Genomic DNA, 21,701 nt, shown 5'->3' on the forward strand with positions numbered 1-21,701 from the left:
CTTTTCTGTATTCGATTATGCAATTTATCAATATCATATGCTAACGCCAATAGATAATATTAAGTTCTTACATTTATAGTCTTGTTTTGTAACACTGAAAGTTCTTTCTACTTGAATAGAGTGATTCATTCTAAGCAAAATTCCTACTTTATTTTTAATATTATCTTGACTACGCTTCCTAAGTTTAGTTAAAACTTTAGAACATTCAATCTTTTTATTATTCTTACCTTTAAAGCATTTTCCACGTAAAAAGCAATTATTATAGCTTTCACATTTATACACTTGTACTTCATATGTATCCATTTTTATTTGTTTTCTTTTTAGATATGTAACTTTAATAAATCTCTTATTAGCACAAGTATATACATCTGATTCAGAATCATATTTCATATTTATTTTCTATATTTTTCAAAATAGATGGAAAATAGAGTAGTTTCAAACTGCTCTACTTTTTTATCTAAAATAAAAAGTGTATATATAATTTATTATATAAGTTATTTTATTTATTCAATAAATGGAAAATTTTTTCAATATAAGATATGTTATAATAAATATTCAGTGTATGATATTTAAGAAAATAATGATTTTAAATTAGGGTTTTATATTAACTAAGTGATATGTAAATAAATTATTAGCATATGCTTGTTGTAAAGCCTATCCAAGTTTTATATTAACTAAGTGGTATGTAAATTCACCAGGTAAGATAAATTCATTAAATTTACCTGGAAGGTTTTATGTTAACTAAGTAGTATGTAAATGAAGGTCTTTCTATTGTTTTATTTAAAGAGTATTCTTTTTATATTAACTAAGTAGTATGTGAGTAGTTTCTTCCCTCCATTACTTTTTCTTCTTTGTACTCTAGTCTTATAGTGAATACGTACAAAACAAAATAGTTTCAAATTTCTCTGTTTCTTTATCTAAAACTAAATAAAAAATGTATATATAAATTTAAATAATTTTAGTTCTTTATATTTAGTTTATTTAATAAATCTAGATTTTTGCTAGATAAAATACGATATAATGAATATATAATATGCAGTGTGCAATATTTTGAAAACAAACGCTGTAAGAATTGGAAATACTGTTTTACAAGGTGTTTTTTTAAATATCAAAAACACTACTTATAATTCAGTGCTTTGTGTGATTGAAAGTATTGAAAATACTAGATTTGAATTAGTGTTTTATATTAACTAAGTGGAAAACAGGAGTTATCTCAAAATTGATTTTTTTCTAATCAAATTTTAAGTTTAACTCCTTTTTTGATTAGTATCTTAAATTTTAATACTGAGTAAATTTGAGAACAAGAAATAAAGCATATGTATAAAAAATTAACTACATAGCTATTTCAAATAAGTGTTTTCTGAATCTATATTTTTGTATTCGATTATGCAATTTATAAATATCAAAGGCTAACGCCAATAGATAATATTAATTTCTTACATTTATAGTCTTGTTTTGTAACACCGAAAGTTTCTTCTATTTGAATAGAGTAATACATTCTAAGCAAAATTCCTACTTTATTTTTAATATTATCTTGACTACGCTTCCTAAGTTTAGTTAAATTCAAGAATATTCAATCTTTTTATTATTCTTACCTTTAAAGCATTTGCTACATAAAAAGCAATCATTGCAGCTTTCACATTTATACACCTGTACTTCAGATGTATATCCACTTTTATTCGTTCTCTTTTTCAGATATATAGGTCTAAGAAGTCTCTTATTAGCACAAGTATATACATCTGATTCAGAATCATATTTCATATTCTCTTTTCTTCCTACTATAGGATTTAAAGCTATGCTTTTTAATTTGTTTGTAATTTGCAGGTTTAATATATGAATTAAGGTTTTGATCTTCTAAATACTTATAGTTTTCTTAACTTTCATATCCAGCATCACATACAATATTTTTAAATTGCTTTTCTCTCTTTTTTTACAAAAAAAGAGATGATTCAAATTTTTATTTTGACACATCCCCTTTATTATTGCTTTAATTCAAATAATTAATTTTAAATTTATGTTCTTAGTTATAATTTTTTAATCTAGACTTTGTTCTAAATAGAAAACTATTTTTTCTTAAATTATACTAGATATGTAAATGTACTTAGTTTTTAAATGAATGTATAGGAGCTGGAATTCTTCCTCCTCTTTGAGTAAATAGTTCAGATGAATTTTTATTTATAGGCATTACTGGTGCTCGTCCTAAAAGACCTCCAAACTCGACCATGTCACCTACATCGCATCCTGGTGCTGGTATAATTCTAACTGCTGTAGTCTTATTATTAATCATACCTATTGCTGCTTCATCAGCTATCATAGCTCCAAGTGTACCTGCTGTAGTGTCTCCTGGCACAGCTATCATATCAAGACCTACAGAACAAATTGCAGTCATAGCTTCAAGTTTATCTATACTTAAAGCACCCTTAATAACAGCATCAATCATACCTGCATCTTCAGATACTGGTATAAATGCTCCACTAAGTCCTCCAACATGTGAACATGCCATAACTCCACCTTTTTTAACAGCATCATTTAAAAGGGCTAATGCTGCTGTAGTACCATGAGTACCAACAACTTCAAGACCCATTTCCTCTAATATATTTGCTACAGAATCGCCAATTGCAGGTGTAGGAGCTAATGATAAGTCTATTATTCCAAATGGGACATCTAGTCTATTAGAAGCTTCTTTTGCTACAAGTTGTCCAACTCTTGTAATTTTAAATGCTGTCTTTTTAACAGTTTCTGCGACAACATCAAATGGCTCTCCTTTTACCTTTTCTAAAGCTCTCTTAACAACTCCAGGACCACTTACACCAACATTGATAATTCTATCTGCTTCACCAACACCATGGAATGCTCCTGCCATAAATGGATTATCTTCTACTGCATTACAAAATACTACTAGTTTTGCACAACCAAAACCTTTTGCATCTTTTGTCATTTCTGCAGTTTCTTTTATAATTTCTCCCATTTCTTTTACTGCATCCATATTTATACCACATCTTGTAGAACCTACATTTACTGAAGCACATACCTTATTAGTACTTGCTAAAGCTTTTGGGATTGATTTAATTAATATCTTATCACCTTTTGTATATCCTTTTTGAACCAATGCTGAAAATCCACCAATAAAGTCTATCCCTAAATCCTCTGCTGCTCTATCTAATGTCTGTGCAAATTTCACATAATCTTCTTCATCTGTTGCACCTGCAATAATAGAGATTGGAGTTACTGATACTCTTTTATTTACAATTGGAATACCAAATTCACGTTCTATATCCTTACCAACTTTTACTAAGTTTTTAGCAGAATTCATAATTTTATTATATATTTTTTCTCTCGCTTTATCTCCATCAGGGTCTATACAATCTAGTAATGAAATCCCCATAGTTATAGTTCTTATATCTAACTGTTCTTCATCTATCATCTTGATTGTTTCAAGTATATTTCCTACATTCACTGTTATCACCTCCCCTTACTGTTTGCTACAGATTATGCATTGAATTAAATATTTCTTCTCTTTGAATTTTTACATCTACTGATAATTTCTTTCCTCTTTCAATTAAATCTTCAACTGTTTGCTCAAAAGAATTTAATGCTTTTTCTAAATCAACTACCATAATCATTGTAAAATATTCTTGAAGTATTTTTTGTGAAATATCTACTATGTTAATATTTTGTTTGTATAGCTCATCACTAATACCTGCTACTATACCTGGTTTATCCTTCCCAATTACTGTTAAAATTGCTCTCATAAATAATATCCTCCCTTAATTTTTTTATAAATCTTACATTTTTACAAATTGAACTAGTTGTTAACATATATTTCATTTATTTGTTGGTAAATCACTTTTTATGTATATATTTAATATATTTTAATACCTATACATTCATTTGTCAATTTTTTTTCAATATTCTATTATTTTTATACTATTTAACGAAACTGTATATTATATATCATTTTATTGATAGTAATATATAGTTTTCATAATACTGAAAGGTATTATTTATCAACTTTATAATTCACTAAATAATACCTTTTTAAAAATTATTTTTTTATTTGTATGAATTCTATTACATTTTTTCTTACACTTGGATTTACAGCTAATATAGAACCAATCATAGTTGGAGTTAATATACAGAGTAAAAAGAAAATCTCTCTGTTTAAATTATATTTTTTAGGTATAGACTTAAGATTTTCATTGTAATTTGCTATTTCGTCATAATTATTTACTCCTAACTTTCCATTATCTATTTCTTGATTTTTGTTTACAAAAACATTCCTATAGGAGAAATATTGATTATTATTGCTAAATACTGATTTTTGCTTTAAATTATAATTGCTATCATCTTCTGGCATTAAATTTTTACTATTAAATTTATTTTTATCCTCATAATCATTTTCTTTATCACTATTTATATTGGCATCTTCTTTATTATTTTGATGATTTTTATCATCAACACCACCAGCACTTGGTCCTATGTTATCTTCTGGAGCATTTGGTTTTCCTCCATTAGAATCATTATTTTCATTACTAGCACTGTCATTATTTTCTTTATTTTCGCCATTATTATTTTCTTTATTTTCGTCATTATTATCTTCTTTATTTTCATTGTTATTACCCTCATTTTTACTGCTACTGTCATCTCTATCTGGGTCATCTCTACCACCACCTCCACGGTCACCTCCATCGATAATAACGTCTCGGTCATCTTCTGGTGTCATCTGGTCACTACCTCCACCTATCACAAATCCTGGTTTTAAAAATATATTTGAATATCCGTCTCTCAATCCACCCTCTACATTTACTCTGAAGCATCTCAACTTAAAATCTTCAAAATTAAGTGTAGCTTGGTTGCTAATATAATCTAATTCTTTGCTTACCCAATTTATACCATCATCAGAATATTCTACAAATACCTTCTTGGCATTATATGGCATACTATAATCGAAAAGAGCTGAATAACCCTTTCTTGAGTTTATAAAAAATACTTCTAAATCATTTATAGGTCCTTTATTTGTAATATGAACATATAAAATAGGAGCAACATTATCATTTAGCACTATATTCTTTTCATTTAGATGTTCTTCTTTAAATTTTCCTTTTATTATGAATTCTGTATCTTTATTTAAATCAGTATAGTAATTTGATAAATCCCAATCTACATCTAACGTTACAAACTTTCCACTAGAAGTTTTTAAAGTTACAGTTTGAGGGAATTTTAAACCTTCTATTTTATCTTCTTTTGTTATCATTATTTCCTCTTCAAAGACTCCAATACCTCTACGATTACACCTTATAATATTATAATCATCATCTCTAGGTATACCTGGCATTATCATATTTTGGTCTCCTATAATATAGACATTCTTAGTCTCTGATACAATTGATTTTCCTTTTTTAGAGTTACTTCCTACTCCTATACTTTGTTGTTTATTATCATCATTAACAATTACTGAAGTATCCTCTATTTCGACTTCTCCCTTAGAATAAATTCCTATAGCATTTTCTCCATCAACTTCAATTGTTTTACAGTCTACTCTAACATCATTTTCCGAATAAATTCCTATAGCGTTTTCTCCACTTGCTTTTATGTTTCCAACCTCACCATAATATGTATCTATAAATAAATCAGCTTCTTTTTCTGCATATAAAGCAGTCCCATTTAAAGCAGTTATATTGTCTATTCCTATCCTTAGCTTTCCTCCTCGTTCTACATGAATTACACCTTCAGTTTCACCTTCTCCAACTATATTTAGTTCATTCCCATTGATAAAAAAATTCCCTTTATCTTTTATGAGTATCTTATACTTATTAGTATCTATCGTAATCTTAGTTCCATATGGAATATTAAGTTCAAAATAATCATCTATTACCATATCACAAGGAAGAGTGTAAACTATTTTTTCACTGTTATCTTCATTTTTCAAAATCCAACTTTTAAAATCATTCAGACAATTACTTTCTTGGGAAAAACTCTTATTTGGGAAAAGCACAAAAATCACAATTAACAAATGTATAAGAATAAAAGCTTTGTTTGTTTTGCTCATATTTTTCTCCTACTAATTCTCTTATCAAATAAAATTAACTTATTTTAAACAATTTTACTTATTTTACTATTTAAATTTTATAAATTTATTTATATACTTTATGATACCAGGATTTACTGCTGTTATTGAACATAGCATTGTTGAAACTACAATTCCAATTCCAATGATAATTCCACTATTAAAATTTTGAGTTTTATTCTGTGATTGAGAAGGAGAGTCTAATTTATCATTAAACTTACCTACTTCAGAAGTATCTTGTCGATTTAAGGTATTCTTGTCATTAAATGTACTTTTGGAAGATTCATCATTTTCATTGTGATTTTCTGTTAATATTTCCTTTAAACTATTTTCAATTTTATTTTTCATGATTAAATCATTACTCTTAAAATTTTTGTCTTGATTATTAATGTTTTTGTCTGTTTCATTCTCTGTATTAATATTTTTTTCATCTGAGTTATCATTATTTTCATCTTTCTGAGGTTTATTATCTTTTTCTTCATCATTAGATTCTGTAACTTTATTGGAATCTTCAGGTATTTGCTCATCAGTAGCTTCACTCTCATTATTGTCATTTGTATCTCCAATAATCTCAGAATCTTCTCTATCTGGGTCATCTCTACCACCACCGCCACGGTCACCATCAATATCATCATTTTCCCGTTCATCATCTGGTGTCTCTTGGTTGTCGCCACCTCCCACTATAAATCCTGGTTTAAAAACTATATTTGAATACCCTTCTTTTAATCCTCCTTCCACTCTTACTCTAAAACAACGCAGCTTAAAATCTTCAAAGAAAAGTATAGCTTGCTCTCTAATATCCTCCTGTTCTTCAGATATCCAATTGATTCCGTCGCTTGAATATTCAACAAAAACTTTACTTGCACTATATGGCATGTCATAATACAAAGCAGCTACATATCCATTTCTTGTATTTTGAAATTCCAATTCCAAATTGTCTATTGGCTTTTTCTCTACAACAGATATATTCAAAATAGGAACAACATCATCATTTATTATAATTTTTTCTTTATTTAATGTTTCTGTTTTAAACTTTCCTGTTATACTAAAATTTTCTTCTTTTTTTAGCTTTTCATAATAATCAGTAAAATCCCATTCTACATCTATATCAATTTGATTACTGCTAGATGTTTCTAATACCATATCTTTGGAAAATTTTATATTTTCTATTTTATCATCTTTACTTACTTTTATTTCTTCACTAAATACACCAATTCCCCTATGGCAACATTTTACAATATTATAGCCAGAATCTTCAGATATGGCTGGTATAAGCTCATTATAACTACCAATTATATAAATTTTCTTGCTTTCTGATACAATTGATTGTACCAACTCATTATTATCTCTTAATAATCCATTTTCTTTGTTACTACTATAAACTTTTATTGAAGATTCTTCTATCTCAACATCACCTTTAGAATAAACACCTATAGCACTCTCTCCATTCACTTCTATATCCTTATTTGGTATTCTGATATCATTTTCAGTATAAATTCCTATTGCATTTTTTCCATTTGCCTTTATTTTTTCAACATATTCATAGGATGATGCAAGATATAAATCTCCTCCTTCTTCGACGTATAAAGCTGTCCCATCAGTAGCAATTATGTTATTTATACCGATACTTATACTTCCACCATTTTCTACATGTATTACTCCTTCTTTTCCTCCTTCACCTATTATATTTAGTTCATTATCATCAATAATAAATTTTCCATGATTTTTTATCAGTATTTTATATTTGTTAGTATCTATTGTAAAATTACTGTCATAAGGAATATAAAATCTAAACTCTTCATCTATTACCATATCACAAGAAAGAGTATAAACTATTTCTTCTTTATTATTTTTATTTTCTTGAACCCACCTTTTAAAATCTTCAAGACAAGTTTCCTCTTGTCCAAAGACCTTATTTGGAAAAATTACAAAACAGAGTATTATTATGCTTACAAAAATAAATATTTCAGATTTTTTCATCTTTTACTCCTAATATTTTTAATATAATAATGTTAAAAAATGTATCTCATATAATATAATTTTTCCATAATTAGAACTTATTGTCAATTTTTATAAATAAAAAGCTACTTACTAAAGTAAACAAGTGTTTAACTTTAATAAATAGCTTATATTCTTATAATAAAATAGTTATAATATTAGAGCTTCCTTCATTTACAATTTTTTGTAGAGTCTTTTGCATCTTAACCCTTATCTCTTCTGGCATAGTATATAATTTACTTTGAAGCTGCTCTTTTACTAAATCATGAAGTGACTTACCAAACATATTTGACTCCCACAAATCTGCTGGTTGTTCTTCAAATACCTCCATGAGATATTTTATCATCTCTTCACCTTGATTTTGATTTCCAACTATAGGAGAAACTTCTGTAGATATATCTGCTTTTATAATGTGAAGTGATGGTGCATTAGCTTTTAACTTAATACCATACTGTTTTCCTTGTTTCATTATTTCTGGCTCTTCCAAGCTAAGTTCCTCTAAAGAAGGTGCTACTACTCCATATCCTTTTATCTTAGCATCCATTAAAGCACTTTCTATCTTATCATACTCATTTTTAACTTTAGATAATCTAGTTATCAGGCTAAGCAATTGATAATCTCCTTCAATTTTAAATCCACTTTTTTCTTCAAGGACATTATAGAATAAATCTTGCTTTGTTTGTAAGTCAATATTTATGACACCTTCTCCTAACTCCACATGGTCAACACCTGTATCATCTAAAAACTCTAACTCAGAGAAACCTTGCATAATTCCTTCTATATCTCTTATTTTACCTATGTCTATAATGCTCTGTTTTAATGTTGTTATTATACTGCTTTTTATCCAGTGATTTCTCTCAAGACCTTCCACCCATTTAGGTAAGTTTATTCTTATTTCTGTAAGTGGGAAATCATATAGTACAGTTTCCATAACTTCTTCTATATCCTCATCTTCCATTTCAACTATATTCATTGGAAGAACTGGAACTTCATATTTTTCCTCTAATTCATTTCTAAGCAGACTTGTTTCTTCACTTCTAGGACTTAACGTATTTAAAACCACAGCAAATGGTTTTTTAAGATTTTTTAATTCTTGTATAACTCTCTCTTCTGGCTCTACATAGCTTTTTCTGTCAATACCAGTAACTGAACCATCTGTTAAGACAACTATTCCTATTGTAGAATGGTCTTTTATAACTTTTTTAGTCCCTATCTCTGCTGCTTTCTCAAATGTCATAGCTTCTTGTGACCAAGGAGTGGATACTAATCTTTGCTTTCCACCTTCCTCATGACCTAAAGCTCCTTCAACTATGTATCCAACACAATCTACCATTCTCACTTTTAAAGATACTGTGTCTTTTATTTTAATTTCTACACCATCTGCTGGTACAAATTTTGGTTCTACTGTCATTATAGTTTTGCCTGAACCACTTTGAGGTATCTCATCTCTTGTTCTATCTTTTTTGAACTCATTGTCTATATTTGGGATAACCAACTTTTCCATAAACTTTCTTATAAAAGTTGATTTTCCTGTTCTTACAGGTCCCACTACTCCAATATATATATCCCCCTGAGTCCTTTTGGATATATCTTCGTATATATTATTATTCATATTATTCCTCCTATACATCTAATCTTATTAAATTATATTTAGATTTCGAGGTTAATATTCTTAAAATAGAAAAATAAAGACCAGCAATATTAATTTAGTTTACATATAGAAATTTGCAAATTTCAATGTAAATTAAATTATAATGCTAGCCCAAATAGTAGTGTATTATATTAACTAACTTTAGTAGTATTTTCATTTGACTTACTATTCATTTCAATAAGCTCTTTACGTCTTTCTTTAGTCATATTCATCCATATAAATGTAAACACCAATCCAATTATGGCTACTATAGTAAGAACTATGAAGTAGTACTTATATCCAGTTACACCTGGAAATGCATCTAATATCTTTCCTGCTGCTAGAGGACAAAGTACTTCTGGAAGATATCCTAATGTAGCAACTATACCTATAGCAGTTCCTGATATCGATAGTGAATAATTACCTTCTTCAAGTAACGAATAGTGTAAACCTTGAATGGCATACATAGATACATATATTGCAACACATCCAATCAATAGTACATAAATCATAGAAGATTTTGTTGGTGTAAATATTACACCTAAAAGTCCTGCAATCATAAGTATAAATCCATAAGATATAATCTTTGATGAACCAACTTTATCTCCAAGTAATCCAGAGGCTGCTGATGCTACTGGTCTACAATACTGAGCTAATATTGATATTGCAGATGCAAATACTACAGTTGCTCCAAATGCTTCAGTTGAATATGGCGTAAAATAGTAAAATGACATATTAGCTGAATATGAACAAAACATTATTATTGTTATTATCCATGTATGAGGCATTTTTATTACTGTAAAGAAAGCTTCTTTATCAAATTTGGCTGATACCTCTTTTTCATTATCTTTTAACTTAAAAAATACTAATAATCCAACTATTACATTTATAGCTGAATACAACACTATAATAGCTGTAAGACCAGATTTATCACTTACTTTTGATGAAATGTATCCAAATAATATTAAGACTAGAGATAAATGAATTGCATTGGTAATTCCACGACCACTTTCCATAAATCCAAAAGCCTTTCCTTGTTCATTTTCAGAGGCTAACATCCTAACAGCTTTTACAAGCGCTGGCCAAAAAGTAAGTATTGTTGTTATTCCCCATAAAGCATGGATTAAAAATACAATAGTATATGGAGGATAAAGTGTTAATACAAGACCCAATACTCCTGTAATAATTAAAGAACCTGAAAGTAGCTTTCTGGCTGAAATACGATCTGCTAAGAAACCACCAAAAAGGTATGATACCATTGCAAGTAAACCATAAATACTTCCTAAACTACCCATTTGTGTATTTGTAAGATTAAATGCTTGTGCAAAAGTATCATAATAATAATTTTTTAAATATGGTAAAGCATATATAAAGGCTCCTGCTACAAAGAGTATTATTAAGACTTTGAAATTTTTCCAAATGCTTGGTTTATTTACTTCAACTGACATATTTCCTCCTTATGTAAATACTCATAAATTTTTACGATAGCTAATTATTGATTTTTCAACATCCCAACATATTATAGATTTATTAATATATTATGTTAATTTATCCATAATTTTTAGTGAACTAAAGACAAATGCTTTTAGCTCACTAAAATAATTATATTTTTATTTATAGGAATCCCCAGAATTATTAGATACCTTCCTTTCATAGTTCTTCCATATCATTAAACCTGTTAATATAACAAAAAGACCTCCACCTATCATCTCAATCTCATAAACTATATTATCTTTTAAAGTCTCCATAACTGGTGCTGTTGAAAAAAGTATCCCCACTACAGTCACTACAAGTACCATTCTAGCTATATTGATACAAACTGAATCACTTTTTGCAATTGAGTATGGTCTTTCTTCGTTTGGTCTTGTCTTTCTAAGTCTTATATAAGACGTAAAAAGTAATACATATGGAAACAATGCCGTTAATGCTGTCATAGTAACAAGAACATTATATATATTATCTACTGATGGCAGTAAATTTGTTCCTATAAGAAGTAGACTCACTATTATAGCTTGAATTACTACAGCATTTGATGGTATATTGTGTTTATTTGTAACAGTTAATTGCTTAGGAAATACACCTTCTTTTACATTTCCAAAAAGCATCTTTACTGGACCTGCTATATAAAGTATTAGTGCTCCAAGTACCGATAAAGTTATCCCAAATGCTACTACTCTTATAAACCAACTTCCTATTCCTAAATCTTGTGCAACTTTAGCTAGTGCATCTAGTATTCCTGTTGATGCTGCAATTTCATCTGGAGGAAGTATCATTGTTATTGCTACTGAACCTAGGATATAGATTCCTCCTATTAAAACAGCTACTGTCAATATAGCTTTAGGAAAGTTTTTCTTAGCATTATCCATTTCAGTTATAAAATTAGCAGTTGTTTCAGCTCCTGATAGTGCAAATATTATAGCAGATATAGAAACTAGTGAATTAGCATCTATCTTTGGTATTATATTTTGGATTGTATATACAGATGCTGATGGAGCTTTTTTGAGAATAACTACAGACATAAATGCCATCACTATAAGTAATATAGCCGGAATTGTAGAACCTAATGCTCCTGTATTTGTAAAGAATTTTCCAAATGCCATTCCACGAGTACTTACTAGGGATAACATCCAGAATATTATAAGTGAAAGCACTAAAATAAACATCTTATTGTTTGATAGAGCAGGATTTCCAAGCATATAAGCAATATTTATAGCTAAAAATGTCAAGAAGGAAGAATACCAAAATATCTTTGATGTCCAATTTAACCATGACACCATAAATCCCCACTTCTCTCCATAAGCCTGTTTAACCCATTCTCCAAGTCCACCATCTTTTGGATATGTTGCAGCCAACTCTGCACATATAAGTGATGCTGGAACAAAGAATATAAAAGCAAACAACAACCAAACTGGTATCGAACCAAGACCCAACCCAAAACTAGAGGCAGTAGATTTAGCTATCCATCTAATCCCAAATAGTGCTGATATATTCATAAATACTAAATCCCAAAATCCAATCTTCTTTTTCACTGTAATTCCTCCAATTTTAAATTTACTTAAATTCATACATATGTACTAATTTAAATATCAAGTATAAGCTCTTCAACACTTCTTGGATAATTAGTTATAATTGTAGCACTATTTTTACCTACTATTGCTGTATCTGAGTGTCTAAATCCTCCAACTCCAGGTATATATATTCCTGGTTCCATAGAAAATACCATTCCTTCTTCTAGTATTAATTCATTGTCAAATCTTAAATATGGCTCTTCATGTTCTGATAAACCTAAACCATGACCAATTCTGTGATTTGAATATAACTCTAGACCATGCTTTGCAACAACAGCTCTTGCTGCTTCATCCACCATTCTTGCTGGTATTCCAGCTTTTATTGTATCTAATCCAGCTTGTTGAGCTTCTACTGCAATCTTAAATACTTCCTTTTGTCTTTCTGTTGGCTTACCTATAATAAAAGTTCTTTCATTTTCTGCTCTATAGTTTTCATACCAAACCTGTCTACTATGTATTACTATATCTCCTCTTTGAAGTATTCTAGTATTTGAGTCTAAATGTGGTTGTGCTGTTCTATCGATGCCTGAACAAGTCCAGTTTGCAAATCCTATATATGTATCAGGATAATTTTCAGATACATATTTTAGTAAAGCATTATCCCCTGCAACGTCAAATTCCAATTCACTCATCCCAACTCTAACATTTTCCAAAGAACCTTTTATTCCTATATCAGATAAGTAACCAGCTATCTTTAAAAATTCTATCTCTCTTGCGTCTTTTACATATCTCATTTCAAATATTTTACTTCCAACATCTTTAATAGCAAATGATTTCTCAGTTATATATTCTGAAAAGCTTGCAGATACTATATCTTTTTCTATCCCAACAGTTATCCCTTTAGGATATCTATTTAAAATTATATCTAAGTAATGTTTATGTGATATTCCATGTTCTTTCATTTCTGGTATTTCATAATATACATATACATTATCAACTTTTGCAACTTCTTTAGCATGTAGCTCCTCTAATCCAGGCACTATTAATTCTATTTTATCTTGAGTTACTACTGTTACAATTGGTCTAGAATAAGTTATTGCTTTAAATCCACTAATATAAAATTGGTTGTCTGGTTCAAATATTAGGGAAATTTCAATATTTTTTTCATTCATATACTTTCTTAATCTTTCTAGTCTCATGTTATTTGACATAGTACACCTCTTTCTCAATATTCAAATAATTTATTCAATACAACAAGTATGAATATATCATTTCAAAATTCTTAATATTTTTAGTACTTGTTGTATTCGTATGTAAATTAAATTTATTTGTGATTATTTTATCATAATCATGATTATTTTGTCAATCACGATTTAATTTTTAAATATTTTTTATATTCTGCTGATATTAAATTATCTAAAATATAACAAATATATATTATATTTTGGAATATTATTCTTGATTTATGATAAATTTAATGATAAAATCACGATTATATAAACTATATTGATTATTTGTAGGTGAATAAAATGACAAATAAAGAATTACAAAAGAAAAGGATATTGATGTATTTCATAGAAGCTGCTCAAAACATTATGGAAAATGAAGGAATAGAAAATATTACACTTCGTAAGGTTGCAGATATGGCTGGCTATAACAGTTCAACCCTATACAACTACTTTAAAAATTTAGACCATCTAATATCATTTGCATCTATAAAATATTTTAAAGATTATAACTTAAATATTTCAAGGTGTATAGAGAATGTAAATGATGAATATAAGAAATATATAATTATGTGGAAATTATTTTGTAAACATTCTTTTGACAATGCCCAAGCTTTTTATCAAGTATTTTTTAACTTGTCCAGTGATGAACTTAGTTATATAATAAAACAATATTATGATATGTTTCCAGAAGACTTAGGTATTCATGACAGTGATATATCTCTAATGATTACAGGAAAAAGTATAAAAGAAAGAAATAAAATACTATTGAACAATCTTGTAGATACTGGATATATACCATCTAAAGATTTAGACATAATCAATGATATAATTATTTCTTTTTATCAAAATCTATTATTCTTAAAAAAGAACACAGGAAAAAATTCTAATGATGATGAGTTAACTATGAAAATGATTTCTTCTATTGAATACATAATAAAACATGCTAAGTAATATTAAAATAGCCCTCTTTATAAAAAGAGGGCTAAAACACATCTATTATTTTTTTATTTTATTGTGCAATAAGTTTATATATCATCACCTAAAACTACTTCTTCCATTTCGTGCTTTTTACTTCTCATCATTAGTTCTATTCCAACTTCTTTAGGATTTGCACCTTTAGTTATTACAGAGTATATAGCATTAGTTATTGGCATATCTATATTCAGCTTTTCAGCAACATCATGTGCTACTTCAGTAGCAGTTATTCCTTCTACAACCATCTTTACTTCTTTTAAGGTATCTTCTAAGCTCATCCCTTGACCTATAAGTATACCCGCTCTTCTATTTCTACTATGCATGCTTGTACAAGTAACTATTAAATCTCCAATGCCTGAAAGGCCTGCAAATGTAGACATATTAGCTCCCATAGCAGTACCAAGTCTACTCATTTCACTAATTCCTCTTGTCATAAGAGCTGCTTTTGCATTGTCACCATACCCTAATCCATCACATATACCAGCACCAAAAGCTATAATATTTTTCAATGCTCCTCCAAGTTCAACTCCAACTATATCTGGATTTGTATAAACTCTAAGTTTAGGGCTCATAAATAAATCTTGTATACTCTGTGCTATTTTTAATTCTTTAGATGCTACTACTACTGTAGTAGGTATATTTCTTGCTACTTCTTCAGCATGAGATGGGCCAGATAGTATTACATATGGATTTTGTGGCAATTCTTCTTCACATACCTGAGACAATCTAAGTCCAGTGCCTTTTTCAAGACCTTTTGCTACATTAACAATAATTTGTCCAGCTTTTACAAAGGGTTTTATTTTTTCACAAGTACTTCTTACGGCTTGAGATGGAACTGCTAAAACTATTACTTTGCAATTTTCTATAGTTTTTTCTATATCAGTACTTATCGTTATATTATGTGGAAATAATACTCCTGGTAAATAGTCTGTATTTTCTTTAGTCCTGTTTATTTTTTTAGCTTGTTCTTCTTTTCGGGTCCACATGCTCACATCATTACCTTTATTTGCAAGACCTAAAGCTAATGCACTTCCCCAACTTCCAGTACCTAATACACATACTTTCTCCATATTTAACACCACCTGAGTATAATATATTTACTATTCTTTCTTTTGACCAATTTTTCTTTCTGTCCCATTTAATAATCGCTTTATATTTGCTCTGTGATTATATATTACTGATATGCTTAAAAACAAAGCTACAACTAGCCCAGCTTTATTTTTTGCTATAATCATAAATATTGGTGAACAACCTATCCCAACAACAGAACCTAATGAAACATATTTTGTTATAATTACCACCAATATAAATACGGCCAAACACATTAATGTTATTACTGGATTTACAGCAAGCATTGCACCTAATGAAGTTGCAACACCTTTACCCCCTCTAAATCCTAAAACTGCTGGCCAATTATGACCTGCTACAACACATATAACTGCTAGATATCCAGCTAAAAGAGTATCTATACCAACCAACTTTGCTGCAATTTCCGATATCAAAACAGCAATTACACCTTTAAAAACATCACCTAAAAAAGTCATTGCTCCTGCTTTTTTCCCAAGTGTTCTAAGTACATTTGTCGAGCCTGCATTACCCGAACCTTGAGTCCTTATATCAACCCCCGCAATTCGCTTTGCAACTATATACGAGGTTGATATATTGCCTAATAAATATGCAATTACAGCAATAATTATATAACTAAATATCTCCACTGAACTTACCTCCTTTAGTTATATTTTAGATATTTACTTTTTATTTTTTTGTCTATACTCAAACTTTATGGAAGTTCCTTCAAATCCAAAGTTTTCTCTTATCTTATTTTCAAGATATCTTTGATATGAGAAGTGAGTTAAGTTCTTGTCATTTATAAATAAAGTAATTTTAGGAGGTCTAATGTCTGTTTGAGTTCCATAGTAAATTTTTAATCTTCTACCTTTATCAGATGGTGGCTGATTTAACATTACAGCTTCTCCAATTACTTCATTTAATGCTGAAGTTGATATTCTCTTAGAATGTTCATTTGATACATATTCAACTGTGTCTAATATTTTATTCATTCTTTGATTAGTCTTTGCAGAAACAAATACTATTGGAGCATACATCATAAATGGGAATTTTTCTTTTATATCTTTTGTGTAATTACTCATTGTCTTATTATCTTTTTCTATTAAGTCCCATTTATTGACTACAAATATACATCCCTTACCTTCATCATGTGCTATACCTGCAACTTTTGTATCCTGCTCTGTAACGCCTTCCAAAGCGTCTATAACTATCAACACTACATCTGCTCTATCTACAGCACTCATAGCTCTTATTACACTGTATTTTTCTATTGTCTCATATATTTTGCTTTTTCTTCTAAGCCCTGCTGTATCTATAAGAAGAAATTTCTGCCCATTTTTTTCAAAATAAGTATCTATTGCATCTCTAGTAGTTCCTGCAATTGGACTTACAATTACTCTTTCTTCTCCTAATATCTTATTAAGTATAGAACTCTTTCCTGCATTTGGCTTACCTGTTATAGCTACTCTTATTATATCTTCTTCATACTCTGTATCTAATCCTGCTGGAAAATTTTGAACTATCTCATCTAATAAATCTCCAAATCCCATACTATTGGCTCCTGACACTCCAAAAGGAGTTCCAAAACCTAATTCATAAAAATCGTATATATTGTCAAACTGACTTTGACTATCAATTTTATTAACCACTAGAATTACTGGTTTTTTTGTTTTTCTAAGTATCTGAGCAATTTCTTTATCAGCAGCTGTTATTCCAGCCTTACCATCAACTATAAAAAGTATTACATGTGACATGTCCATTGCAAGCATAGCTTGACTTCTCATTTGAGATAATATTATATCTTCGCTATCAGGTTCAATACCTCCTGTATCTACTAATGTAAAATATTTATCTAACCATTCTACTTCTGCAAATATTCTATCTCTTGTAACTCCTGGTGTATCTTCAACTATTGATATCCTTTTTCCTGCAAATTTATTAAATATTGTAGACTTACCAACATTTGGTCTCCCAACTACAGCTACAACTGGCCTACTTATACTCATGTTGTTTCTCCTTCCATCTTTTGTTTTCTATTTTAAAATTTTATCCACAAAATCTTTTCCTTCATTTAAGCATGGGATAATTTTTATTTTCATAAGTTCTTCTAACTGATTTAGTTCAATATTATCTAAGAAAATTTCTTCATCTGCTTTTAACATACTTCTTGTTATATAAAGAGCTTCTCCCAATTCCTTATGCTCAAGTTGCTCTTTTAAATCTTTCGCTGTTAAAAGGCCTGATACTGTTATTGTTTCTCCAAAAAACTTATTTTTTATTTCATAAACATCTATTTGAAGATTCTTAAACTTGTCCATCATAGCATCTGCCATACTTTGTATAAATTCATATGCAGAATGTCCAGTAGCTATTGATACCTTTTTGTCTCTTTTAAGACTATTCTCAGACAATGTGTTTAGATACTCTTCAATCTCTGTTTTTAACTTACGTATCATACCTACACCATCTTCAAACTGTAAAAATCCTTCATATTCTTCATATCCAGGCAATTCTCTACTAGATAATATATAAAATTCATCCGATAAAAATGCAAATCGAGTCCCTATTTTCTCAAGATATTTCTGTTGTATTTCATGAATTTGCTCTATAGTTTTACTTGCACCATTATTATCAAATATATTTAATTCTGCTAAATTTTCTCTATGCTTTGTAATTCCAACTGGAACTATAGCAACACTATTTACATATGGATAAAGTTGAGCTAATTCTTTTATTGTTCTATCCAATTCCTTTCCATCATTTATACCTGGACATAAAACAATTTGACAGTTCATTTCTATATGAGCATCTGCCAATCTCTTCATTATACCATATAATTTTCCTGCAAATTTATTGCTTATCATTTTTTGTCTTAATTCTGGATTAGTTGTATGCACAGATATATTTATAGGACTTATTCTGTATTTAATTATATTATTTATATCTTCTTCGCTCATATTTGTAAGTGTAACAAAATTTCCTTGTAAAAAAGACAATCTTGAGTCATCATCTTTAAAATAAAGAGTTTCTCTCATTCCTTCTGGCAACTGGTCTATAAAACAAAACATACATTTATTTCTACAACTTTTAGCTTGGTCAATTATTGGATTTGTAAATTCAACGCCCAAATCTTCATCATAGTCTTTTTCTATCTCATATATGTAGACTTCACCATCTTTTTTTTGTATTTCTACCTCTAAATACTCATCACTTAGTAAGAATCTATACTCTATTATATCATGTATTGGTTGTTCATTTACAGATATAAGTAAATCTCCTACTTCTATACCTATTTCTTCTGCAATACTATCTTTGTAAACTTTACTTATAATATTATTTATTTTTTTTACATTTACTTCCATTTTTTTCACCACTCTTTTATATTCATCAATATTTATTATAATATATTTTAATATACAGTTTATTACTTTATTGTATTTTACAATAGCATTTTTAAACATTTCATGTCATAATAACACATTTTAATTCTAATAGTCAATATAAGTAAATAGCTATAAAAAGATTAAAACAAATAATATTCAAATTTAAATATTTTATAAATTTGAACATTATTTGCCCTTAAAAGTACCTTATAGTTTTAATGCTTTACTATTATTAATGTTCCATTAGTCATATCGTGAACCATTCCGCCTACACACTTTGACATGAGCATCGCCTTATTTTGCAAATCTTTTTCATCATTTGCATAAAATATCGGACAACCTCCACCATTTCTCATATTTTTATCTAGTGTAACTATTGCTAGGGTATATTCATTTAGACCTATATCCATTCCCATTTTATGCACTTCCTTTCTTTCCTATTTTATAGTTTTTCAGTGATAAGTTTTTACCTTTAGAGCTTGAAAGTATTGGACATGATTTTACAGCTTCCATTACCTTATCAACATTCCTATCTATTGGTAAATAAGCAATCATTATACTTTCATCATCTTTATTTCGTCTAGGTAATGGTACAAATGCAGGTTCTCCATAATCTCCATATAAACCTAATCTCGAATATATATTGTATACTATCGCTTGTCTTTGACCCGAATCAAATAATATTCCTGCATTAGCATAATCTCTATCTTTAGGAATTATTTGTATTCCTACACCTCTATTAATATATACTTCTCTATCACTTTTTAGACCTATATTTGTTATCCCTTTTAAATCTCCCACCTTTAGTATAGATTCATTTACGAAGCTAATATCGGCAGGCATTACATCAGCTATATCTCCAATACTTTTTCTAGTAAGAAGTTTCTTAAGCATGAAAGCTAATAATAAACCACAAATTGAACTTATTATCAAACTCATGCCTTCACTTATTTTAGTTTCTTCAATAATTACATAATATAATCCTATTGTTAAAAAAGATGTAACTATGCACATATAATTTCTTACTTCATAAGTTCTAGCTATCTCTTCTATAAATGCAGCTCCTCTTTTTACAAGTTGAACTTCTTCTAAGTTTTGTAATGTATTCCTTCTATTTGCTCTTACTTGTCTAAACTGTTCTGCTGCCAAAGATAAAAATGTTATCGATGTATAAGAACGATTTATAAGAGCTGGAACTAGTAATGCTCCTAATGCCGAAGCAACAAAGGCTAATATAAGCTGAGATAGTAAAACATTTGGTTGTGTAGGGTACTGTTTTTGGTCTAAATTTAACATTATGACTCTTGATGTCATACCAATAATAACTGCAACAAAAAATACTCTATCCATTAAATCACTCCTAAAATATCTAATATAAAATGTTCACATATAAATCTACAAAGTCTTTCTAGAAAAATCACTCTGTTTTCCTTTTGATGTCTCTATGATAGGAGTGCTCTTTACTACATCTATCATTACATCTATATCCTTGAGTATTGGTACATATGGTACAACCACAGTGCTTTTTTCTAAGTTAGTTTTAGATATAGCTACAATATCAACCTCATCTACATCCTTATCTATACCCATATGAATAAATAGATTATGTATTATAGCTTGTCTTTGCCCTATATCATTTACTATCCCAAATGCACCCAAATCTCTTGGTATAATCTCTATAGCTAGACATTCATTTTTATATTTTTCTCTTGTATTCTCTAAACCTATATTAGTTATTATTACACCATTTACTTTTAAAATAGGCCCTTCAAAACTTACTTCAGCAGGAACTATATCTGCTATATCTGCTATACTATTTCGTCTTAGAAATCTTCTAAAAATTAAACCAACTAAAGCTCCTGCTATAACAGCTAGTATTGTACAATAAACAAAACTAAGGTCATATCGTTTTGAAACAGTAATATAAACTATAGAAGATACTAGTGCAGAAAAAAGACTGATATAACTTCTAGATTCATACGTAGATGCTATTTCTTCTACATAAGCATCTCCTTTTGGTACTAATTCTTCATTGTCGATATTTTTTAATGTTATTCTTTCTTGCTCTGCAAGACCTTGAAATTGTTGTATTGCTACTGCAAAAAATGTTAATGCTGCAAACTCCTTATCTATAAGTGCAGGTAATGCTATAGCACCCAATGAAGCTGAAAGTCCTGATATTATTATTTGTTCTAAATAATCTTGCGGTCTCGATGGGTATTGCTTGTCTGTAACTCTTAAAACTAATCCTCTACACAATATTCCTATAATTACTGCTACTATAAAAGAGTGTCTAAATAAATTTGCACCTAATAAGCTTTCTTCCATTTTCTCAGCTCCTTC

General features: G+C 28.9%; 18 protein-coding genes. 1 reads left to right on the forward strand and 17 read right to left on the reverse strand.

The window, feature by feature from the left end:
* Nucleotides 1-33: 33 nt before the first annotated feature.
* From KGF52_RS05865 to KGF52_RS05910, 10 genes are all read right to left on the reverse strand, one after another.
* A complete protein-coding gene (locus tag KGF52_RS05865; protein ID WP_227839452.1) occupies nt 34-390 on the reverse strand; it encodes a transposase in 357 nt (118 codons plus the stop codon).
* A 1,173-nt stretch (nt 391-1,563) separates the two neighbouring features.
* On the reverse strand, nt 1,564-1,761 hold the full coding sequence (locus tag KGF52_RS05870; RefSeq protein ID WP_227839453.1) for a transposase: 198 nt from the start codon (nt 1,759-1,761) through the stop codon (nt 1,564-1,566).
* A gap of 340 nt (nt 1,762-2,101) precedes the next feature.
* Nucleotides 2,102-3,457, reverse strand: a complete 1,356-nt coding sequence (locus KGF52_RS05875; RefSeq protein ID WP_227829154.1) for a PFL family protein — start codon at nt 3,455-3,457, stop codon at nt 2,102-2,104.
* Between the two features lie 25 nt (nt 3,458-3,482).
* Nucleotides 3,483-3,752 (reverse strand): ACT domain-containing protein, encoded by a 270-nt coding sequence (locus KGF52_RS05880; RefSeq protein ID WP_227432440.1) that lies wholly within the window; start codon nt 3,750-3,752, stop codon nt 3,483-3,485.
* A 293-nt stretch (nt 3,753-4,045) separates the two neighbouring features.
* Nucleotides 4,046-6,049 (reverse strand): hypothetical protein, encoded by a 2,004-nt coding sequence (locus KGF52_RS05885; RefSeq protein ID WP_227839454.1) that lies wholly within the window; start codon nt 6,047-6,049, stop codon nt 4,046-4,048.
* 66 nt (nt 6,050-6,115) lie between these two features.
* Nucleotides 6,116-8,047, reverse strand: coding sequence for a hypothetical protein (locus KGF52_RS05890; protein ID WP_227839455.1), 1,932 nt, complete (start codon nt 8,045-8,047; stop codon nt 6,116-6,118).
* A 154-nt stretch (nt 8,048-8,201) separates the two neighbouring features.
* The gene (gene spoIVA, locus KGF52_RS05895) at nt 8,202-9,677 is read right to left on the reverse strand and encodes a stage IV sporulation protein A (RefSeq protein WP_227829157.1); all 1,476 of its coding nucleotides are present in this window, start codon (nt 9,675-9,677) and stop codon (nt 8,202-8,204) included.
* 170 nt (nt 9,678-9,847) lie between these two features.
* Nucleotides 9,848-11,143, reverse strand: coding sequence for an MFS transporter (locus tag KGF52_RS05900; RefSeq protein WP_227839456.1), 1,296 nt, complete (start codon nt 11,141-11,143; stop codon nt 9,848-9,850).
* A 162-nt stretch (nt 11,144-11,305) separates the two neighbouring features.
* On the reverse strand, nt 11,306-12,760 hold the full coding sequence (locus tag KGF52_RS05905; protein ID WP_255626172.1) for an amino acid permease: 1,455 nt from the start codon (nt 12,758-12,760) through the stop codon (nt 11,306-11,308).
* 14 nt (nt 12,761-12,774) lie between these two features.
* The gene (locus KGF52_RS05910; protein ID WP_227839458.1) at nt 12,775-13,914 is read right to left on the reverse strand and encodes a M24 family metallopeptidase; all 1,140 of its coding nucleotides are present in this window, start codon (nt 13,912-13,914) and stop codon (nt 12,775-12,777) included.
* Between the two features lie 318 nt (nt 13,915-14,232).
* Here KGF52_RS05910 and KGF52_RS05915 point away from each other — a divergent pair, with 318 nt between their 5' ends.
* On the forward strand, nt 14,233-14,883 hold the full coding sequence (locus KGF52_RS05915; protein ID WP_227839459.1) for a TetR/AcrR family transcriptional regulator: 651 nt from the start codon (nt 14,233-14,235) through the stop codon (nt 14,881-14,883).
* Between the two features lie 74 nt (nt 14,884-14,957).
* Here the strand turns inward: KGF52_RS05915 and KGF52_RS05920 are convergent, their stop codons facing one another.
* The 7 genes from KGF52_RS05920 to KGF52_RS05950 all read right to left on the reverse strand — a co-directional run bounded on the left by KGF52_RS05920 (nt 14,958) and on the right by KGF52_RS05950 (nt 21,686).
* Complete coding sequence (locus KGF52_RS05920) at nt 14,958-15,977, reverse strand: NAD(P)H-dependent glycerol-3-phosphate dehydrogenase (RefSeq protein WP_227432432.1); 1,020 nt, start codon at nt 15,975-15,977, stop codon at nt 14,958-14,960.
* Between the two features lie 30 nt (nt 15,978-16,007).
* Nucleotides 16,008-16,622 (reverse strand): glycerol-3-phosphate 1-O-acyltransferase PlsY, encoded by a 615-nt coding sequence (gene plsY / locus KGF52_RS05925; RefSeq protein ID WP_227829162.1) that lies wholly within the window; start codon nt 16,620-16,622, stop codon nt 16,008-16,010.
* 33 nt (nt 16,623-16,655) lie between these two features.
* Nucleotides 16,656-17,981, reverse strand: coding sequence for a ribosome biogenesis GTPase Der (der, locus tag KGF52_RS05930; protein WP_255287738.1), 1,326 nt, complete (start codon nt 17,979-17,981; stop codon nt 16,656-16,658).
* 27 nt (nt 17,982-18,008) lie between these two features.
* Complete coding sequence (locus tag KGF52_RS05935) at nt 18,009-19,337, reverse strand: DUF512 domain-containing protein (RefSeq protein ID WP_227829163.1); 1,329 nt, start codon at nt 19,335-19,337, stop codon at nt 18,009-18,011.
* 236 nt (nt 19,338-19,573) lie between these two features.
* The gene (locus KGF52_RS05940; protein ID WP_227432429.1) at nt 19,574-19,774 is read right to left on the reverse strand and encodes a capping complex subunit for YIEGIA; all 201 of its coding nucleotides are present in this window, start codon (nt 19,772-19,774) and stop codon (nt 19,574-19,576) included.
* Between the two features lies 1 nt (nt 19,775).
* Nucleotides 19,776-20,708, reverse strand: coding sequence for a YIEGIA family protein (locus tag KGF52_RS05945; protein ID WP_227839460.1), 933 nt, complete (start codon nt 20,706-20,708; stop codon nt 19,776-19,778).
* 45 nt (nt 20,709-20,753) lie between these two features.
* On the reverse strand, nt 20,754-21,686 hold the full coding sequence (locus KGF52_RS05950) for a YIEGIA family protein (protein WP_227839461.1): 933 nt from the start codon (nt 21,684-21,686) through the stop codon (nt 20,754-20,756).
* Between the last annotated feature and the right edge of the window lie 15 nt (nt 21,687-21,701).

Origin of the sequence: Clostridioides sp. ZZV15-6597 (assembly GCF_020657815.1) — a bacterium.
Classification (GTDB): domain Bacteria; phylum Bacillota; class Clostridia; order Peptostreptococcales; family Peptostreptococcaceae; genus Clostridioides.